This window comes from Enterobacter sp. E20 (assembly GCF_000801755.2).
Classification (GTDB): Bacteria; Pseudomonadota; Gammaproteobacteria; order Enterobacterales; family Enterobacteriaceae; genus Enterobacter; species Enterobacter asburiae_B.
Window position 1 is genome coordinate 4206904 of the sequence record NZ_CP012999.1, and the last position, 17065, is coordinate 4223968.

At 53.6% G+C, this 17065-nt stretch carries 13 protein-coding genes and 2 tRNA genes; 1 reads left to right on the forward strand and 14 read right to left on the reverse strand.

Features of this window, described 5'->3' with window-relative positions:
• Positions 1–88 precede the first annotated feature (88 nt).
• From nlpI to NI40_RS19650, 9 genes are all read right to left on the reverse strand, one after another.
• The gene (gene nlpI / locus NI40_RS19610; protein WP_023309331.1) at positions 89–973 is read right to left on the reverse strand and encodes a lipoprotein NlpI; all 885 of its coding nucleotides are present in this window, start codon (positions 971–973) and stop codon (positions 89–91) included.
• 108 nt (positions 974–1081) lie between these two features.
• The gene (pnp, locus tag NI40_RS19615; RefSeq protein ID WP_024906369.1) at positions 1082–3220 is read right to left on the reverse strand and encodes a polyribonucleotide nucleotidyltransferase; all 2139 of its coding nucleotides are present in this window, start codon (positions 3218–3220) and stop codon (positions 1082–1084) included.
• A gap of 242 nt (positions 3221–3462) precedes the next feature.
• Positions 3463–3732, reverse strand: coding sequence for a 30S ribosomal protein S15 (gene rpsO, locus NI40_RS19620; RefSeq protein ID WP_003861789.1), 270 nt, complete (start codon positions 3730–3732; stop codon positions 3463–3465).
• A 154-nt stretch (positions 3733–3886) separates the two neighbouring features.
• Complete coding sequence (gene truB, locus NI40_RS19625) at positions 3887–4837, reverse strand: tRNA pseudouridine(55) synthase TruB (protein WP_039260428.1); 951 nt, start codon at positions 4835–4837, stop codon at positions 3887–3889.
• Entirely contained in the window at positions 4837–5241 is a 405-nt protein-coding gene (rbfA, locus tag NI40_RS19630) for a 30S ribosome-binding factor RbfA (RefSeq protein WP_003024988.1), read from the reverse strand. The genes truB and rbfA overlap by 1 nt, the downstream gene beginning before the upstream one ends.
• 89 nt (positions 5242–5330) lie before the next feature.
• A complete protein-coding gene (gene infB, locus NI40_RS19635) occupies positions 5331–8018 on the reverse strand; it encodes a translation initiation factor IF-2 (RefSeq protein WP_029739629.1) in 2688 nt (895 codons plus the stop codon).
• A gap of 24 nt (positions 8019–8042) precedes the next feature.
• Positions 8043–9545 carry a transcription termination factor NusA gene (gene nusA / locus NI40_RS19640; protein WP_029739628.1) on the reverse strand — a complete coding sequence of 501 codons (1503 nt, stop codon included), beginning with the start codon at positions 9543–9545 and terminating at the stop codon, positions 8043–8045.
• Positions 9546–9573: 28 nt separating this feature from the next.
• On the reverse strand, positions 9574–10026 hold the full coding sequence (gene rimP, locus NI40_RS19645; protein WP_014833432.1) for a ribosome maturation factor RimP: 453 nt from the start codon (positions 10024–10026) through the stop codon (positions 9574–9576).
• Between the two features lie 207 nt (positions 10027–10233).
• Positions 10234–10310 (reverse strand) — tRNA-Met (locus tag NI40_RS19650).
• Between the two features lie 287 nt (positions 10311–10597).
• Here NI40_RS19650 and argG point away from each other — a divergent pair.
• Positions 10598–11944, forward strand: a complete 1347-nt coding sequence (gene argG, locus NI40_RS19655; protein ID WP_023309336.1) for an argininosuccinate synthase — start codon at positions 10598–10600, stop codon at positions 11942–11944.
• Between the two features lie 185 nt (positions 11945–12129).
• Here argG and NI40_RS19660 read toward each other — a convergent pair.
• From NI40_RS19660 to ftsH, 5 genes are all read right to left on the reverse strand, one after another.
• A tRNA-Leu gene (locus NI40_RS19660) sits at positions 12130–12216 on the reverse strand.
• 9 nt (positions 12217–12225) lie between these two features.
• Positions 12226–12558 (reverse strand): preprotein translocase subunit SecG, encoded by a 333-nt coding sequence (secG, locus tag NI40_RS19665; RefSeq protein WP_023309338.1) that lies wholly within the window; start codon positions 12556–12558, stop codon positions 12226–12228.
• A gap of 223 nt (positions 12559–12781) precedes the next feature.
• The gene (gene glmM, locus NI40_RS19670; RefSeq protein ID WP_023309339.1) at positions 12782–14119 is read right to left on the reverse strand and encodes a phosphoglucosamine mutase; all 1338 of its coding nucleotides are present in this window, start codon (positions 14117–14119) and stop codon (positions 12782–12784) included.
• Positions 14112–14960: a dihydropteroate synthase gene (folP, locus tag NI40_RS19675; RefSeq protein ID WP_039260424.1), complete on the reverse strand. Its 849-nt coding sequence runs from the start codon at positions 14958–14960 to the stop codon at positions 14112–14114. Before folP ends, glmM begins: the two co-directional genes overlap by 8 nt.
• A gap of 98 nt (positions 14961–15058) precedes the next feature.
• Positions 15059–16993, reverse strand: coding sequence for an ATP-dependent zinc metalloprotease FtsH (gene ftsH, locus NI40_RS19680; RefSeq protein WP_029739626.1), 1935 nt, complete (start codon positions 16991–16993; stop codon positions 15059–15061).
• Between the last annotated feature and the right edge of the window lie 72 nt (positions 16994–17065).

Consider the following 17065-nt stretch of genomic DNA (forward strand, 5'->3'; position numbering starts at 1 on the left):
CAAAGTAGGTGTATTGACGAACAACAACGCCCTCACCAGTTAAGGTGATGGCAATCAAAAGATTACGGGCTGATGTTTATGTCGTCAGCTATTGCTGGTCCGATTCTGCCAGGTCGTCATGCTCCTGGCCCAAGAGCGATAATTCCAACAATGCATAACGGTGCTCAACGAAGTTGTGTACGTTGTTAGCAACCGCTAATTTGAACAGTGCCGTAGCGCTGTCCATATCCCCCAGACTTAGGTAGTACTTACCTAAATAGAAGTTGGTTTCACTGAGATGCTCAGCGAGCGAGGTGTTATCCGTTGCGTCCGCCTTGAGGCGTTCCATCAGCGTTGCTTCGCTAATGTTGCCCAGGTAGAACTCGACAATGTTCCATCCCCACTGTTCCTTGTCCGATTTATCGAAGCGCTGTTTCAGTGCCTCTTTTGCCTGCTTCTCATCGAGCTTCCGCTCAACGATGTAAAGCCACAGGCTACGGAAAGGATCATTAGGATCGTCTTGATAAAACGCCAGCAGATCATCTTGCGCTAACTTATCACGACCGCCGTAATACAATGCGATACCGCGATTCAAGTGCGCGTAGTTGTAAGTTGGATCAAGCTCAAGTACAGAATCAAACGCTTCATAGGCAGCATCAAAATTGCCTGCCTGCGTTAAATAAATGCCTAAGTAATTGAATACTTCAGGCATATCAGGTCGGATAGCCAGCGCTTGTGAAAAATCATTTCGCGCCAATGCCCTCAGACCGAGACTATCATACAACACTCCGCGCTCATATAAAAGCTGTGCGCGTTCTTCATCGGTTAAAGCCCGACTGGCAAGTATTTGTTCCATGCGTGCCAGAATCACTTCCTGCTGCAAAGTCGGTTGCAATGGCACTGCGAGGACTTCGCTCTTACGCCAGGCAGAGTTGCTGCATCCTGCCAGCGTTAAAGCTGTCGCAACGAAACACCAGCGCAAAAAAGGCTTCATTTCCCACTCCCGAAGACAACTATTGGATGAACGTCCTGTCCCCCGGCGGCTTAACAAGGCGTCCTGCCTGATAATAGGCCCTCCGCAAAGCGGAGGGCAAATGGCAACTTACTCGCCTTGCTGTTCTGCTGCCTGTGCTTCTGGCGCAGCAGCTGGCTGAGACTGCTCGGTTGCTTCTTTAATGCTCAGACGGATACGGCCCTGGCGATCAACTTCCAGAACTTTCACCGGTACTTCCTGACCCATCTGCAGGTAATCGGTCACTTTCTCAACGCGCTTGTCAGCGATCTGAGAGATGTGAACCAGGCCTTCTTTACCGCCACCGATGGCAACGAACGCGCCAAAGTCAACGATACGGGTCACTTTACCTGCATAGACGCGGCCTACTTCGATCTCTGCCGTGATTTCTTCGATGCGACGGATCGCGAATTTCGCTTTCTCGCCGTCGGTTGCTGCGATCTTCACAGTACCGTCATCTTCGATTTCGATCGTGGTGCCAGTCTCTTCGGTCAGCGCACGGATTACGGAACCGCCCTTACCGATAACATCTTTGATCTTGTCTGGGTTGATCTTGATGGTGTGGATACGTGGAGCGAACTGAGAAATGTCGCCACGCGGCGCGTTAATCGCCTGTTCCATCACGCCCAGGATGTGCAGACGCGCACCTTTAGCCTGGTTCAGAGCAACCTGCATGATCTCTTTGGTGATACCTTCAATTTTGATATCCATCTGCAGCGCAGAGATACCTTCGCGGGAACCCGCTACTTTGAAGTCCATATCGCCCAGGTGGTCTTCGTCACCCAGAATGTCAGACAGAACAACGAAGTTGTCGCCTTCTTTCACCAGGCCCATTGCGATACCCGCAACGGCGGCTTTGATCGGCACGCCTGCATCCATCAGCGCCAGAGAAGCACCACACACGGAAGCCATGGAAGAAGAACCGTTGGATTCGGTGATTTCAGAAACCACACGAACGGTGTACGGGAACTTGTCAGCTTCTGGCATCACTGCCAGCACGCCGCGCTTCGCCAGACGACCGTGACCAATTTCACGACGCTTCGGCGAGCCAACCATACCGGTTTCGCCTACGGAGTACGGAGGGAAGTTGTAGTGGAACAGGAAGCTGTCAGTGCGCTCGCCCATCAGTTCGTCGATGATCTGTGCGTCACGTGCAGTACCCAGGGTCGCGGTTACCAGCGCCTGCGTTTCGCCACGGGTGAACAGCGCGGAACCGTGAGTACGTGGCAGAACGCCAGTACGCACATCCAGACCACGGATCATGTCTTTTTCGCGGCCATCGATACGCGGCTCGCCTGCCAGCACACGGCTACGAACAACGTTTTTCTCGATTGCGTGCAGGATGTCGCTCAGTTCGTTAGCGTCCAGCGTTTCGTCTTCAGCAACCAGCGTCGCGATAGTTTCAGACTTGATCACGTCAACCTGAGCGTAACGCTCCTGTTTGTCAGTGATGCGGTATGCATCGCTCAGACGAGATTCTGCCAGAGCTGCAACACGTGCGTTCAGCGCGTCGTTTGCTGCTTCTGGCTGCCAGTCCCAACGTGGTTTACCGGCTTCTTTCACCAGGTCGTTGATGTTCTGGATAACGATCTGCTGCTGGTCGTGGCCAAATACCACAGCGCCCAGCATCTGGTCTTCGCTCAGCAGTTCAGCTTCGGATTCAACCATCAGCACAGCCGCTTCAGTACCCGCAACAACCAGGTCCAGCTTACTTTCTTTCAGCTCTTCCTGGGTTGGGTTCAGCACGTACTGGTCGTTGATGTAGCCAACGCGCGCGGCACCGATTGGGCCATTGAATGGAATACCAGACAGTGACAGGGCAGCGGATGCGCCGATCATGGCAACGATGTCCGGGTTAACCTGTGGGTTAACGGAAACAACGGTCGCGATAACCTGTACTTCGTTAACGAAGCCTTCCGGGAACAGCGGGCGAACCGGGCGGTCAATCAGACGCGCAATCAGGGTTTCACCTTCGCTTGGACGGCCTTCACGACGGAAGAAACCACCCGGGATTTTACCGGCAGCGTAGGTACGCTCCTGGTAGTTAACGGTCAGCGGGAAGAAGTCCTGACCTGGTTTAGCTTTTTTCTGGCCAACAACGGTAACGAATACCGCAGTGTCATCCATGCTTACCATAACGGCAGCAGTAGCCTGACGTGCCATCATGCCGGTTTCCAGCGTGACGGTATGTTGACCATACTGGAATTTACGAACGATCGGATTCAGCAAAGTTCTGTCCTTTCTTAAATGTTTGACAGCACACCACCGGTGTGCTGTCGATTTAACCCGACCTTCTTCGCATCCTCGCGACTAATGACAACCAACACCCCCATGGGTGAAGCCTCTCATTAGCCGCGCGAACCTCTGCAATGAAGATCATTTATAGCAACAATACAATAGTTTCCAGTGAATTGCTGCCGTCTGGTTGAAAAAAGGGGCCATCAGGCCCCCTTTTCTGAAACTCGCAAGAATTAGCGACGCAGACCCAGACGCTCGATCAGCGCGGTGTAGCGTGCAACATCTTTACGTTTCAGGTAGTCGAGCAGTTTACGACGCTGAGAAACCATACGCAGCAGACCACGACGGCTGTGGTGATCTTTTTTGTGCTCTGCAAAGTGACCCTGCAGGTGGTTAATCTGTGCAGTCAGCAGTGCAACCTGAACTTCGGTAGAACCGCTGTCGTTAGTACCACGACCAAACTCAGAAACGATTTTAGCTTTAGCTTCAACGCTTAGAGACATTTTCAAACTCCAAAGTATAAAGAATGTAAGGATGCCGATCTCTAATTCAGCAATCCCATGTACGCCCCGCAGATTGTTAAACAATTTACCAGGCGTTAAGCGGCGATATTCTACTCGTCTCCCCTGCTTATCGCAAGGTGAGCCGTTACCACCGTCACGCGTCGACCGGATATTCGACGACCAGACGACGCGGCGCAACGCGCCCTTCGCCATCCATTTCGCCCATACCGATGAATTTCCCTTCGTCACCTTCGGTCACGCGTACCAGTCCTTCCAGCGGCGCTTCCGCCGTACGAACCGGGTTGCCGTTCTTAAAGTAAACGGACGATGTTAAAGGAAGATTAACAACCGGGAAGTCAGCTGCCGGACTGTCCATCGGCATCAGCAAAGGATCCAGCAAATCTGCCGGCGCAATCCCCTGCGCTTCCGCCTGTTCTACCAGCTCGCGCAGATATTCCAGGGTCACCATCCGCTCCACCGGGTACTTGCTCACCGCCAGGCGGCGCAGGTAAATCACATGCGCGCCGCAGCCCAGCTTTTCACCGAGGTCGTCGATGATAGTGCGAATATAGGTCCCTTTCGAACAGTGTACTTCCAGCTCCAGTTCATCACCTTCGTGGCGAATAAACAGCAGCTCATACACGGTTATCGGACGGGCTTCACGCGGAACGTCAATGCCCTGGCGCGCATATTCGTAGAGCTTCTTGCCCTGATATTTCAGCGCCGAATACATCGACGGCACCTGCATCGAGTCCCCACGGAAGCTCTCCAGCGCAGCATCAAGCTGCTCCGCGCTGAACGTCACCGGACGCTCTTCCACCACCTGGCCATCCGCGTCGGAGGTATCCGTGCGCTGGCCCAGTTTAGCGATAACGCGGTAGCGCTTATCGGAGTCGAGCAGGTACTGGGAAAATTTTGTCGCCTCTCCCAGGCAGACCGGCAGCATGCCGGTTGCCAGTGGATCGAGCGCGCCGGTGTGGCCCGCACGGTTGGCGTTATAAATACGCTTAACTTTCTGCAGCACGTCGTTGCTGGAAGCGCCCTGGGGTTTATCCAGCAGCAGCACACCATGCACGTCGCGACCGCGACGACGAGGACGACTCATTAGTCCTCCTTGCTGTCGTCCGCCGGGTTAACACGACGCTCGTCATCATGTTTAACCACGCTGGTCACCAGGTTGGACATACGCATACCTTCGACCAGCGAGTTGTCGTAGAAGAAGGTCAGCTCAGGCACGATACGCAGGCGCATCGCTTTGCCGAGCAGGGAGCGGATGAAACCAGAGGCTTCCTGCAGCGCTTTAATGCCGTTTTTCACTGCCGCTTCGTCCTGATCGTTCAGGAAGGTGACGAACACTTTTGCATACGCCAGATCGCGGGACATTTCGACACCGGAAACGGTGGTCATCATGCCGACGCGCGGGTCTTTAATTTCACGTTGCAGAATGAGCGCGATCTCTTTCTGCATTTCCTGCGCTACGCGCTGAGGGCGACCAAATTCTTTCGCCATAATAAATTCTCCAGACAAAAAAGGGGCTAAAAGCCCCTTTTAAAATTATTGCCGGGTGGCGCGAGGCGATCCCGGCTTACAATCGGTAATTAAGCGATGGTACGCTGAATTTCGATGATCTCGAACACTTCGATCATATCGCCAACGCGAACGTCGTTGTAGTTCTTCACGCCGATACCACATTCCATGCCGTTACGGACTTCGTTAACGTCATCTTTGAAGCGGCGCAGGGATTCCAGCTCGCCTTCGTAGATAACCACGTTGTCACGCAGTACGCGGATTGGGTTGTGACGCTTGATGTTACCTTCGGTAACCATACAGCCCGCGATCGCACCGAATTTCGGTGATTTGAACACGTCACGTACTTCAGCCAGACCGATGATCTGCTGTTTCAGCTCCGGAGACAGCATGCCGCTCATCGCTGCTTTCACTTCGTCGATCAGGTTATAGATGACGGAGTAGTAACGCAGATCCAGGCTTTCGGCTTCAATTACTTTACGCGCAGATGCATCCGCACGAACGTTGAAGCCAACCAGGATAGCGTTGGAGGCAGCAGCCAGGGTCGCGTCGGTTTCGGTGATACCACCTACGCCAGAACCGATGATCTTCACTTTCACTTCGTCGGTAGACAGTTTCAGCAAGGAGTCGGAGATCGCTTCCACAGAACCCTGAACGTCAGCTTTCAGAACGATGTTCACTTCGTGAACTTCGCCCTCGGTCATGTTGGCAAACATGTTCTCGAGTTTAGATTTCTGCTGACGAGCCAGTTTAACTTCACGGAATTTGCCCTGACGATACAGCGCAACTTCACGCGCTTTCTTCTCGTCACGCACAACGGTCACTTCGTCACCGGCAGCCGGAACACCGGACAGACCCAGGATTTCCACTGGAATGGACGGACCCGCTTCCAGAACTTCCTGACCCAGTTCGTTACGCATCGCACGAACGCGGCCGTATTCGAAGCCACACAGAACGATGTCGCCCTTGTTCAGGGTACCTTCACGAACCAGAACGGTTGCAACCGGACCACGACCTTTATCCAGGAAGGATTCGATTACCGCGCCGCTCGCCATACCATTACGGATCGCTTTCAGCTCCAGTACTTCAGCCTGCAGCAGGATCGCGTTCAGCAGGTCGTCGATACCGGTACCCGCTTTCGCAGATACTGGGATGAACTGCGCTTCACCGCCCCACTCTTCCGGCATAACGCCGTACTGAGACAGTTCGTTCTTCACGCGGTCCAGATCGGCTTCTGGCTTATCGATTTTGTTGACTGCAACAACCAGAGGCACCTGCGCCGCTTTCGCGTGCTGGATAGCTTCGATGGTCTGTGGCATCACGCCGTCGTCTGCGGCAACAACCAGTACAACGATATCCGTTGCCTGAGCACCACGAGCACGCATTGAGGTAAACGCTGCGTGGCCTGGGGTATCCAGGAAGGTGATCATACCGTTTTCGGTTTCTACATGGTAAGCACCGATGTGCTGGGTAATACCACCCGCTTCACCAGAGGCAACCTTAGTAGAACGAATGTAGTCAAGCAGAGAGGTTTTACCGTGGTCAACGTGACCCATGATGGTCACAACCGGTGCACGCGGTTCAGCCGCAGCGCCAGTATCACGGTCGCTCATTACTGCTTCTTCCAGCTCGTTTTCACGACGCAGGATAACTTTGTGGCCCATCTCTTCAGCAACCAGCTGTGCGGTTTCCTGATCGATGACCTGGTTGATGGTCGCCATGGCGCCCAGTTTCATCATCGCTTTGATGACCTGAGAGCCTTTAACCGCCATCTTGTTCGCCAGATCGCCAACGGTGATGGTTTCGCCAATCACGACGTCACGGTTAACGGCCTGAGCAGGCTTCTGGAAGCTCTGCTGCAGAGCGGAACCTTTACGCTTACCGCCTTTACCGCCGCGAACAGCAGCGCGTGCTTCTTCACGGTCAGCTTTGGATTCAGCGTGTTTGTTGCCTTTTTTCGCCGGACGCGCTGCTTTTGCATTACGGCCACGGCCACGACCGCCTTCAACTTCACGGTCGTTATCATCTTCAGCCTGACGCGCATGCTGAGAAGTGGTCACGTGATAGTCGCTGGTGTCTTCAGTCGGCTCAACGGTATTCACACCATTCTTCTCGTTTTCTTCTGCCATACGGCGCGCTTCTTCGGCGACGCGGCGAGCTTCTTCTTCCAGCTTACGGCGGGCTTCTTCTTCCGCTTTACGCTTCAGCTCGGCAGCTTCATTTTCACGGCGGGCTTTTTCAGCCTGGGCGGTTTTGGTCATTTCGTCTGTCTGTTGATTGCTCACTTTGTCTTTTTCCGCAGCGTCACGCTTCACTTTATCACTTGCGTCGCGTTTCGCTTTTTCTGCGGCCTCACGTTCAGCTTTTAATTCTGCTTCACGTTTGGCGGTTGCTTCCGCCTCACGCTGAGCTTGTTCTTCCGCTTCACGCTGTGCCTGCTCTTCCGCGGCAAGGCGTTCTGCCTCTTGCGGATCACGTTTTACAAAGGTGCGCGTCTTGCGGACTTCAATTTGGACCGATTTGCTTTTGCCACCGGTACCAGGGATGTTTAACGTGCTACGCGTTTTGCGCTGCAGCGTTAACTTGTCAGGCGTAGAACCGTGTTCACGGTTCAGGTGCGTTAACAAGGTTTGTTTTTCTTGCGCGGTCACCGAGTCATCAGCGGACTTCGGGATCCCTGCATCAGCAAATTGCTGTACCAGGCGGTCCACGGAGGTCTGAATCTCAGCAGCCAGCGATTTTACAGTTACATCAGTCATGCTGTTCCTTCCTGCTACAGTTTATTACGCTTCGTCGCCGAACCAGCAAATATTACGTGCGGCCATGATGAGCTCGCCGGCTTTCTCGTCGGTTAAACCTTCGATATCAGCCAGGTCATCAACGCCTTGCTCAGCGAGATCTTCCAGCGTACAAACACCACGGGCAGCCAGCTTGAACGCAATCGCACGATCAAGACCTTCCAGATTCAGCAGGTCATCAGCCGGCTTCTTATCGCCAAGGCTTTCTTCCTGAGCCAGTGCCAGGGTGGTCAGTGCGTTTTTAGCGCGTTCACGCAGGGCTTCAACGGTTGGTTCATCCAGACCGTCAATTTCCAGCAGCTCTTTCATTGGCACATAGGCCAGTTCTTCCAGCGTAGAGAAACCTTCTTCAACCAGAACAGTGGCGAAGTCTTCGTCAATATCCAGGTATTTAGTGAAGGTATCGATCGCCGCATGGGCTTCAGCCTGATGCTTAGCCTGCAGGTCATCAACGGTCATTACGTTGAGTTCCCAGCCGCTCAGCTGTGACGCCAGGCGTACGTTCTGACCGTTACGGCCGATTGCCTGCGCCAGGTTGCCCGCTTCAACAGCGATATCCATGGTGTGTTTGTCTTCGTCAACAACGATAGACGCCACATCAGCTGGAGCCATTGCGTTGATCACGAACTGCGCCGGGTTGTCATCCCACAGAACGATATCAATACGTTCGCCGCCCAGCTCAGTCGAAACTGCCTGAACGCGCGCACCGCGCATACCGACGCAAGCACCGACCGGGTCGATACGCTTGTCATTGGTTTTCACCGCAATTTTCGCACGGGAGCCCGGATCGCGAGCCGCCGCTTTAATCTCGATAACTTCTTCACCGATTTCCGGCACTTCAATACGGAACAGTTCTACCAGCATTTCTGGTTTAGAACGGGTCACGAACAGCTGTGCACCACGCGCTTCAGGGCGAACGGCGTACAGAACACCGCGAATACGGTCGCCTGGGCGGAAGTTTTCACGCGGCAGCATATCTTCACGCAGGATCACGGCTTCAGCGTTACCCGGCAACCCTTCGGATTTGATCTCCAGGGAGATGTTGTCGCGGTTCACTTTTTTCACCACGCCGGTGATGATCTCGCCTTCCTGATCGCGGAACTGATCGACAACCAGCGCACGCTCGGCTTCGCGCACTTTCTGCACGATAACCTGTTTAGCGGTCTGAGTCGTGATACGGTCGAAGGTCACAGATTCAATCTGATCTTCTACGTACTCGCCCACGTTCAGACTTTCGTCTTCAAAACGGGCAGCTTCCAGCGTGATCTCTTTGGTCGGCTGGGTCACTTCTTCAACGATTACCCAACGACGGAATGTATCGAAGTCACCGCTTTTACGATCGATTTCTACGCGAACATCGATCTCTTGTTCGTATTTTTTCTTGGTTGCTGTAGCCAGTGCACTTTCCAGCGCTTCGAAAATCTTCTCACGCGGCAGTGATTTCTCGTTGGAGACGGCTTCAACAACAGCCAAAATTTCTTTGTTCATCGCGGGCTTTTCACCTCAATCCAGACTGTTAAAAGTGGGGAACCAGGTTCGCCTTCTGGATATTACTCAGCGCGAACACTTCATCTTTGCCTTCGACTGTCACCGTGATCATTTCACCATCAACGGCTTTGATAATTCCCTGCCATTTACGGCGGTTCTGTACGGCCATACGCAGAACGAGAGCCACTTCTTCACCGGTAAAGCGCACATAGTGCTCGGCCGTGAACATCGGGCGATCGAGGCCAGGTGAGGAAACTTCCAGGTTGTACGCAACGGTAATCGGGTCTTCAACATCAAGAACCGCACTCACCTGGTGGCTGACATCAGCACAATCATCAACATTGATGCCATCTTCACTATCAATATAGATGCGCAGCGTCGATGTACGGCCGCGAACGAATTCGATGCCGACCAGTTCGTAGCCCAGTGCTTCGACCGGTGCAGTAATCATCTCTGTTAATTTTTGCTCTAATGTGGACAAGCCCACCCCCAAGACATAAAAAAAGGGCGTAAAGCCCAGTTATTCTGTAGTCAGATAACAAAAAACCCCGATAAATCGGGGCTTTAGATAACTGAACCCTATAGCCACAACTGTGGCCTGGAGCACTTTCCGAAAGAATTTTTTCAAATCCAGCTACGAAGGCTCTAAGTCTTCACAGTATATTTGAAAAAGAACTTTATGGGAAAGTGGTTGCGGGGGCCGGATTTGAACCGACGACCTTCGGGTTATGAGCCCGACGAGCTACCAGGCTGCTCCACCCCGCGCCTGAAACGTGGCAAATTCTACGCGTTTTGGACAGAATTTGCAAATAATGCTGGGATTTGGTACCGAAGACGGGACGTAAAATCGGCGTTTAGTATATTGATAGTTGACCCCACCTGTCAACCCAACTTCCGCCAGATCGATTAGACCAAAATTTTTACAAAAAACGCACGACTCTCTTCCGGTCTTCGCCAAAAGATGATTAAATGAATACTCACTTATTTTGCATAAAAATGCACAAGAGAGCGAAAGCGGTCTCTAATCAGTCAATCAAGCAGGGTTTTATTCTATGACGACGATTCTCAAGCATCTTCCGGTAGGACAACGTATTGGCATCGCTTTCTCAGGCGGCCTGGATACCAGCGCTGCACTGCTGTGGATGCGCCAGAAGGGAGCGGTTCCGTACGCCTATACTGCGAACCTGGGTCAGCCGGATGAGGACGACTACGATGCCATTCCTCGTCGCGCTAAAGAGTATGGTGCAGAGAACGCGCGCCTGATTGACTGCCGCAAGCAACTGGTCGCTGAAGGTATCGCGGCTATTCAGTGCGGTGCGTTCCATAACACCACCGGCGGCCTGACCTATTTCAACACTACCCCGCTGGGCCGTGCGGTCACCGGCACCATGCTGGTTGCAGCGATGAAAGAAGACGGCGTGAACATCTGGGGTGACGGTAGCACCTATAAAGGTAACGATATTGAACGTTTCTATCGTTATGGCCTGCTGACCAACGCCGAACTGCAGATCTACAAGCCGTGGCTGGATACCGACTTCATCGACGAACTGGGTGGCCGTCATGAAATGTCCGAGTTTATGATCGCCTGCGGCTTCGACTATAAGATGTCAGTCGAGAAGGCCTACTCCACCGACTCCAACATGCTGGGTGCGACGCACGAAGCGAAAGACCTGGAATTCCTGAACTCCAGCGTGAAGATCGTTAACCCGATCATGGGCGTGAAGTTCTGGGACGAGAACGTCAAAATCCAGGCTGAAGAAGTGACCGTGCGTTTCGAACGCGGCCATCCGGTTGCGCTGAACGGTAAAACCTTCTCTGATGATGTTGAACTAATGCTGGAAGCTAACCGTATTGGTGGTCGTCACGGTCTGGGCATGAGCGATCAGATTGAAAACCGCATCATCGAAGCGAAAAGCCGTGGCATCTATGAAGCCCCGGGAATGGCGCTGTTGCACATCGCTTACGAGCGTCTGCTGACCGGCATTCACAACGAAGACACCATTGAGCAGTATCACTCTCATGGCCGTCAGCTGGGTAAACTGCTGTATCAGGGCCGCTGGTTCGATCCACAGGCGCTGATGCTGCGTGATGCGCTGCAGCGTTGGGTGGCAAGCGCGATCACCGGTGAAGTGACGCTGGAGCTGCGTCGCGGCAACGACTACTCCATCCTGAACACCGTGTCTGACAACCTGACCTATAAAGCAGAGCGTCTGACCATGGAGAAAGGTGAATCCGTGTTCTCGCCGGACGATCGTATCGGTCAGCTGACCATGCGCAACCTGGACATCACCGATACCCGCGAGAAGCTGTTCAACTATGTTGAGAATGGCCTGCTCTCAGCGAATTCCGGTAACGGTCTGCCGCAGGTTGAAAACCTGGAGCACAGCGATAAGAAGTAATCGCTGATATAACGTGCAAAAGGCGTCCTATGGACGCCTTTTTTGTGGACTTTCGTAGGGCGGGTAAGCGCAGCGTCACCCGCCATTTTGCCCGGTGGCGCTGCGCTTACCGGGCCTACAAAACCACACCTCAGAATATGCAGACGAAAAAAAAGACGCCTTTCGACGTCTTTCTTCTGGAATATTGGTACCGAGGATGGGACTCGAACCCACAAGCCCGTTAGGGCACTACCACCTCAAGGTAGCGTGTCTACCAATTCCACCACCTCGGTACAGAATACTTAGTGCGGGATATCGCTGGTTGGCTTAGCCGGTGCAGCTGGCTGAGTCTGCTCAGTTTTCGCTGGCGCGCTCAGATTTTCCCACTCGCTTCCTTTGCTGGTCTTGTTGCTGTTGATATTGCCAAGCACCAGACTGATGATGAAGAACAACGTAGCCAGAATCGCCGTTGTGCGGGTCATGAAGTTCGCAGAACCACTTGAACCGAACAGCGTACCGGAAGCGCCTGCTCCGAAGGAGGCTCCCATATCAGCGCCTTTACCTTGCTGCAGCATAATCAGCGCTACGAGAGCGATGGCTACAATAAGGAAAACAACTAAAAGAGCTTCGTACATAATCAACCTGTTCCTTGCGGATTTGCCGCATACCAATGCTTCGACCAATTAGCAGGATTTTTGTTTCCCACTGAAGCGGGTGTGAATACTAACCAAAGCGAATGACCTTCGCAAGGGCATTTTTGACGCATTGTATCAACTGCGGAAAAAAACAGCAAAAAGCCATTAATTGCTTAAAACAAAGGCGACAAAAGCCGCCTTTTTATACATTTAGCGTGCACAATTATGCAGCTTTCACAGCATCCGCAATACGATGTGCAAATTCGGTTACCTGCGCTTCGTCTTCACCTTCCACCATCACGCGGATCAGCGGTTCAGTACCGGACTTACGCAGCAGCACGCGGCCACGATTGCCCAGGGCCGCTTCAACGTCAGCCATCACCGCTTTAACGTTCTCATTTTCCAGCGGATCGCCTTTACCTGCAGTGAAGCGTACATTTACCAGGATCTGTGGGAACATTTTCATTCCGCTGCACAGATCGTGCAGGCTCATATGGTTGCGCGCCATTGCGGCAACCACCTGCAGCGCAGCCACGATACCGTCACCGGTTGTGGTTTTATCGAGCAGGATCACGTGACCCGAGTTTTCTGCGCCGATGCGCCAGCCCTTCTCCTGCAATTTTTCCAGCACATAGCGGTCACCCACTTTCGCGCGGACAAACGGAATACCGAGCTGTTTCAGCGCCAGTTCCAGGCCCATGTTACTCATCAGCGTGCCCACCGCACCGCCGCGCAGCTGGCCCTGACGCAGGCCCTCACGGGCAATGATGTAGAGGATCTGATCGCCGTCTACCTTGTTACCTTCGTGGTCGACCATGATCACGCGGTCACCGTCGCCGTCCAGCGCAATGCCCAGGTCGGCTTTCTCTGCCAGAACACGCGCCTGCAGGGCACGAACATCAGTTGCCCCCACCTGCTCGTTAATGTTCAGACCATCCGGCTCGCAGCCAATGGTGATGACTTTCGCACCCAGTTCGCGGAAGACATTCGGGGCGATGTGATAGGTCGCGCCATTAGCACAGTCCACCACAATTTTGAGGTGAGCCAGGCTCAGCTCATTCGGGAAGGTACCTTTACAGAATTCGATATAACGGCCCGCCGCATCAACGATACGGTTCGCTTTACCCAGCTCTGCGGAATCTACACAGGTGATCTCTTTTTCCATTTCGGCTTCAATGGCTTCTTCCACGTCATCCGGGAGCTTGGTGCCGTCAATGGAGAAGAATTTAATGCCGTTGTCGTAGAACGGGTTGTGAGAAGCTGAGATGACAATCCCCGCTTCCGCACGGAAAGTGCGCGTCAGATACGCGACAGCAGGCGTTGGCATTGGGCCCGTAAAGGACGCGGACAGTCCAGCCGCCGCCAGACCCGCCTCCAGCGCGGACTCCAGCATATAGCCGGAAATACGGGTGTCTTTACCGATAATGATCTTACGGGAACCATGACGCGCCAGCACTTTGCCAGCAGCCCAGCCGAGCTTCAGGACAAAATCAGGGGTGATGGGAGCATCGCCTACACGCCCACGGATACCATCGGTGCCAAAATACTTACGATTACTCATAGCGTTTGTTTTCCTTCGCTGCCAGTGTGGCTTCCACCACACGCATGGCTTCTACTGTTTCTTTGACGTCATGGACACGAATAATGTGCGCGCCCTGCATCGCCGCAATCACCGCGCAGGCCAGGCTGCCGCTCAGGCGTTCGCTCGGCCCCACATTCAGCAACTGCCCAATCATCGACTTTCTCGACATCCCCACCAGCAGCGGCAGGTCAAAGTGATGGAATTCCGATAAGCGCGCAAGCAACGCATAATTGTGGGAGAGATTTTTACCGAAACCGAACCCCGGGTCGAGCAGCAATTTCTCTTTTGGGATACCTGCACGTTCACAGCGCGCAATATGCTCAATAAAGAAGCGATTCACGGCGGCAAAGACATCATCATACTTCGGTGCTTCCTGCATGGTTTTCGGTTGGCCCTGCATGTGCATCAGGCATACCGGTAACCCGGTCTCTGCCGCAGCTTCAAGTGCGCCGGGCTCAGTGAGCGAGCGAATATCATTGATAATGTGAGCGCCCACTCTCGCCACTTCACGAATCACTTCGGGTTTAGAGGTATCAACGGAGATCCATACTTCAAACCGCTGCGCGATAGCTTCAACCACCGGCACCACGCGCGCCAGCTCTTCTTCCACAGGCACGTCCGCCGCACCAGGACGCGTCGATTCGCCGCCCACGTCAATAATGGTGGCACCCGCATTAATCATTAGATTCGCGTGTTTAACCGCCTCGATAAGCGTGTTATGCGTGCCGCCGTCAGAGAAGGAGTCAGGGGTAACATTCAGGATCCCCATCACATGGGGATGTGAAAGATCGAGATGCGAGTCCTGAGCGAATAATTTCATGGCGAAATCCCTGGTATCTATATCGTTAAACAGAAATGAAAAACCCCGGAGCAAGCTCCAGGGTTTGAGGTACAGACAAACGCTTCAACAGCAGTGACTTACTTATCGCCCAACTGTTCTGACATGGTGTTGCCCGGGTTTGGCGTACGCGGTTCATCAACCGGACGCGGCGCACGCGGGGTGCCATTGTTGTCAGAATTATTGGAAGCGCCTGGGTCTTCCCAGCCCGCTGGCGGACGCACTTCACGGCGCGCCATCAGGTCGTCAATCTGCGGTGCATCGATGGTCTCATATTTCATGAGCGCATCTTTCATCGAATGCAGGATGTCCATATTGTCGGTCAGGATCTGGCGAGCACGTGCATAGTTGCGCTCTACCAGAGATTTTACTTCCTGGTCGATGATACGAGCCGTCTCATCGGACATATGTTTCGCTTTAGCCACAGAACGGCCGAGGAATACTTCCCCCTCTTCCTCTGCATACAGCAGCGGACCGAGTTTGTCGGAGAAGCCCCACTGCGTCACCATGTTACGCGCCAGGTTTGTCGCAACTTTAATGTCGTTGGACGCACCGGTAGAAACATGTTCCACACCGTAGATAATCTCTTCTGCCAGACGACCGCCGTACAGGGTCGAAATCTGGCTTTCCAGCTTCTGACGGCTGGCGCTGATCGCGTCGCCTTCAGGCAGGAAGAAGGTCACACCCAGCGCACGACCGCGCGGAATAATAGTCACTTTATGCACCGGATCGTGTTCCGGCACCAGGCGACCGATAATCGCATGACCCGCTTCGTGGTATGCCGTGGACTCTTTCTGCGCTTCCGTCATCACCATGGAGCGACGTTCCGCACCCATCATGATTTTGTCTTTCGCTTTCTCAAACTCTACCATCGACACGACGCGCTTGTTACCGCGAGCGGCAAACAGAGCAGCTTCGTTGACCAGGTTCGCCAGGTCAGCACCGGAGAAGCCCGGAGTACCGCGCGCAATGATTGCCGCGTCGATATCTGGCGCCAGCGGTACGCGACGCATGTGAACTTTCAGAATCTGTTCACGACCGCGAACGTCCGGCAGACCCACAACAACCTGACGGTCGAAACGGCCTGGACGCAGCAGCGCGGGGTCAAGTACGTCCGGACGGTTAGTCGCCGCGATAACGATGATACCTTCGTTACCTTCGAAGCCGTCCATCTCAACCAGCATCTGGTTCAGCGTCTGTTCACGTTCATCGTGACCACCGCCCAGACCCGCGCCACGCTGGCGGCCCACGGCGTCGATTTCATCGATGAAGATAATGCACGGTGCTGCCTTTTTGGCCTGCTCGAACATGTCACGCACACGAGATGCACCGACACCCACGAACATTTCAACGAAGTCAGAACCTGAAATAGTAAAGAACGGCACCTTCGCTTCGCCCGCGATGGCTTTCGCCAGCAGGGTTTTACCGGTACCCGGAGGGCCAACCATCAGCACGCCTTTCGGGATCTTACCGCCCAGCTTCTGGAAACGGCTCGGTTCACGCAGGTATTCAACCAGTTCACCCACCTCTTCTTTCGCTTCGTCACAACCGGCGACGTCAGCGAAGGTGGTCTTGATCTGGTCTTCCGTCAGCATACGCGCCTTGCTCTTACCGAACGACATGGCACCTTTGCCACCGCCGCCCTGCATCTGGCGCATAAAGAAGATCCAGACGCCGATAAGAAGCAGCATCGGGAACCAGGAAATGAAGATAGAAGCCAGCAGGCTTGGTTCTTCTGGCGGCTCACCTACCACCTTGACGTTTTTGGTCAGAAGGTTATCAAGCAGCTTAGGATCGTTCACCGGGATGTAAGTCGTGTAACGGTTACTATCTTTCTTGGTAACGTTGATCTCACGTCCGTTGATACGCGCTTCGCGAACCTGGTCCTGATTGACCTCCTGCAGGAAGGTAGAATAATCCACCTTGCGGCCATTCGACTCGCTGGGCCCAAAGCTCTGGAATACTGACATCAGCACAACGGCAATGACCAGCCAGAGTATTAGGTTTTTCGCCATGTCACTCAAGGGATTAACCTCATATTACAACTGTGTTAAAAACAGCGTCAGGATACTCTATATCCAGTTTCA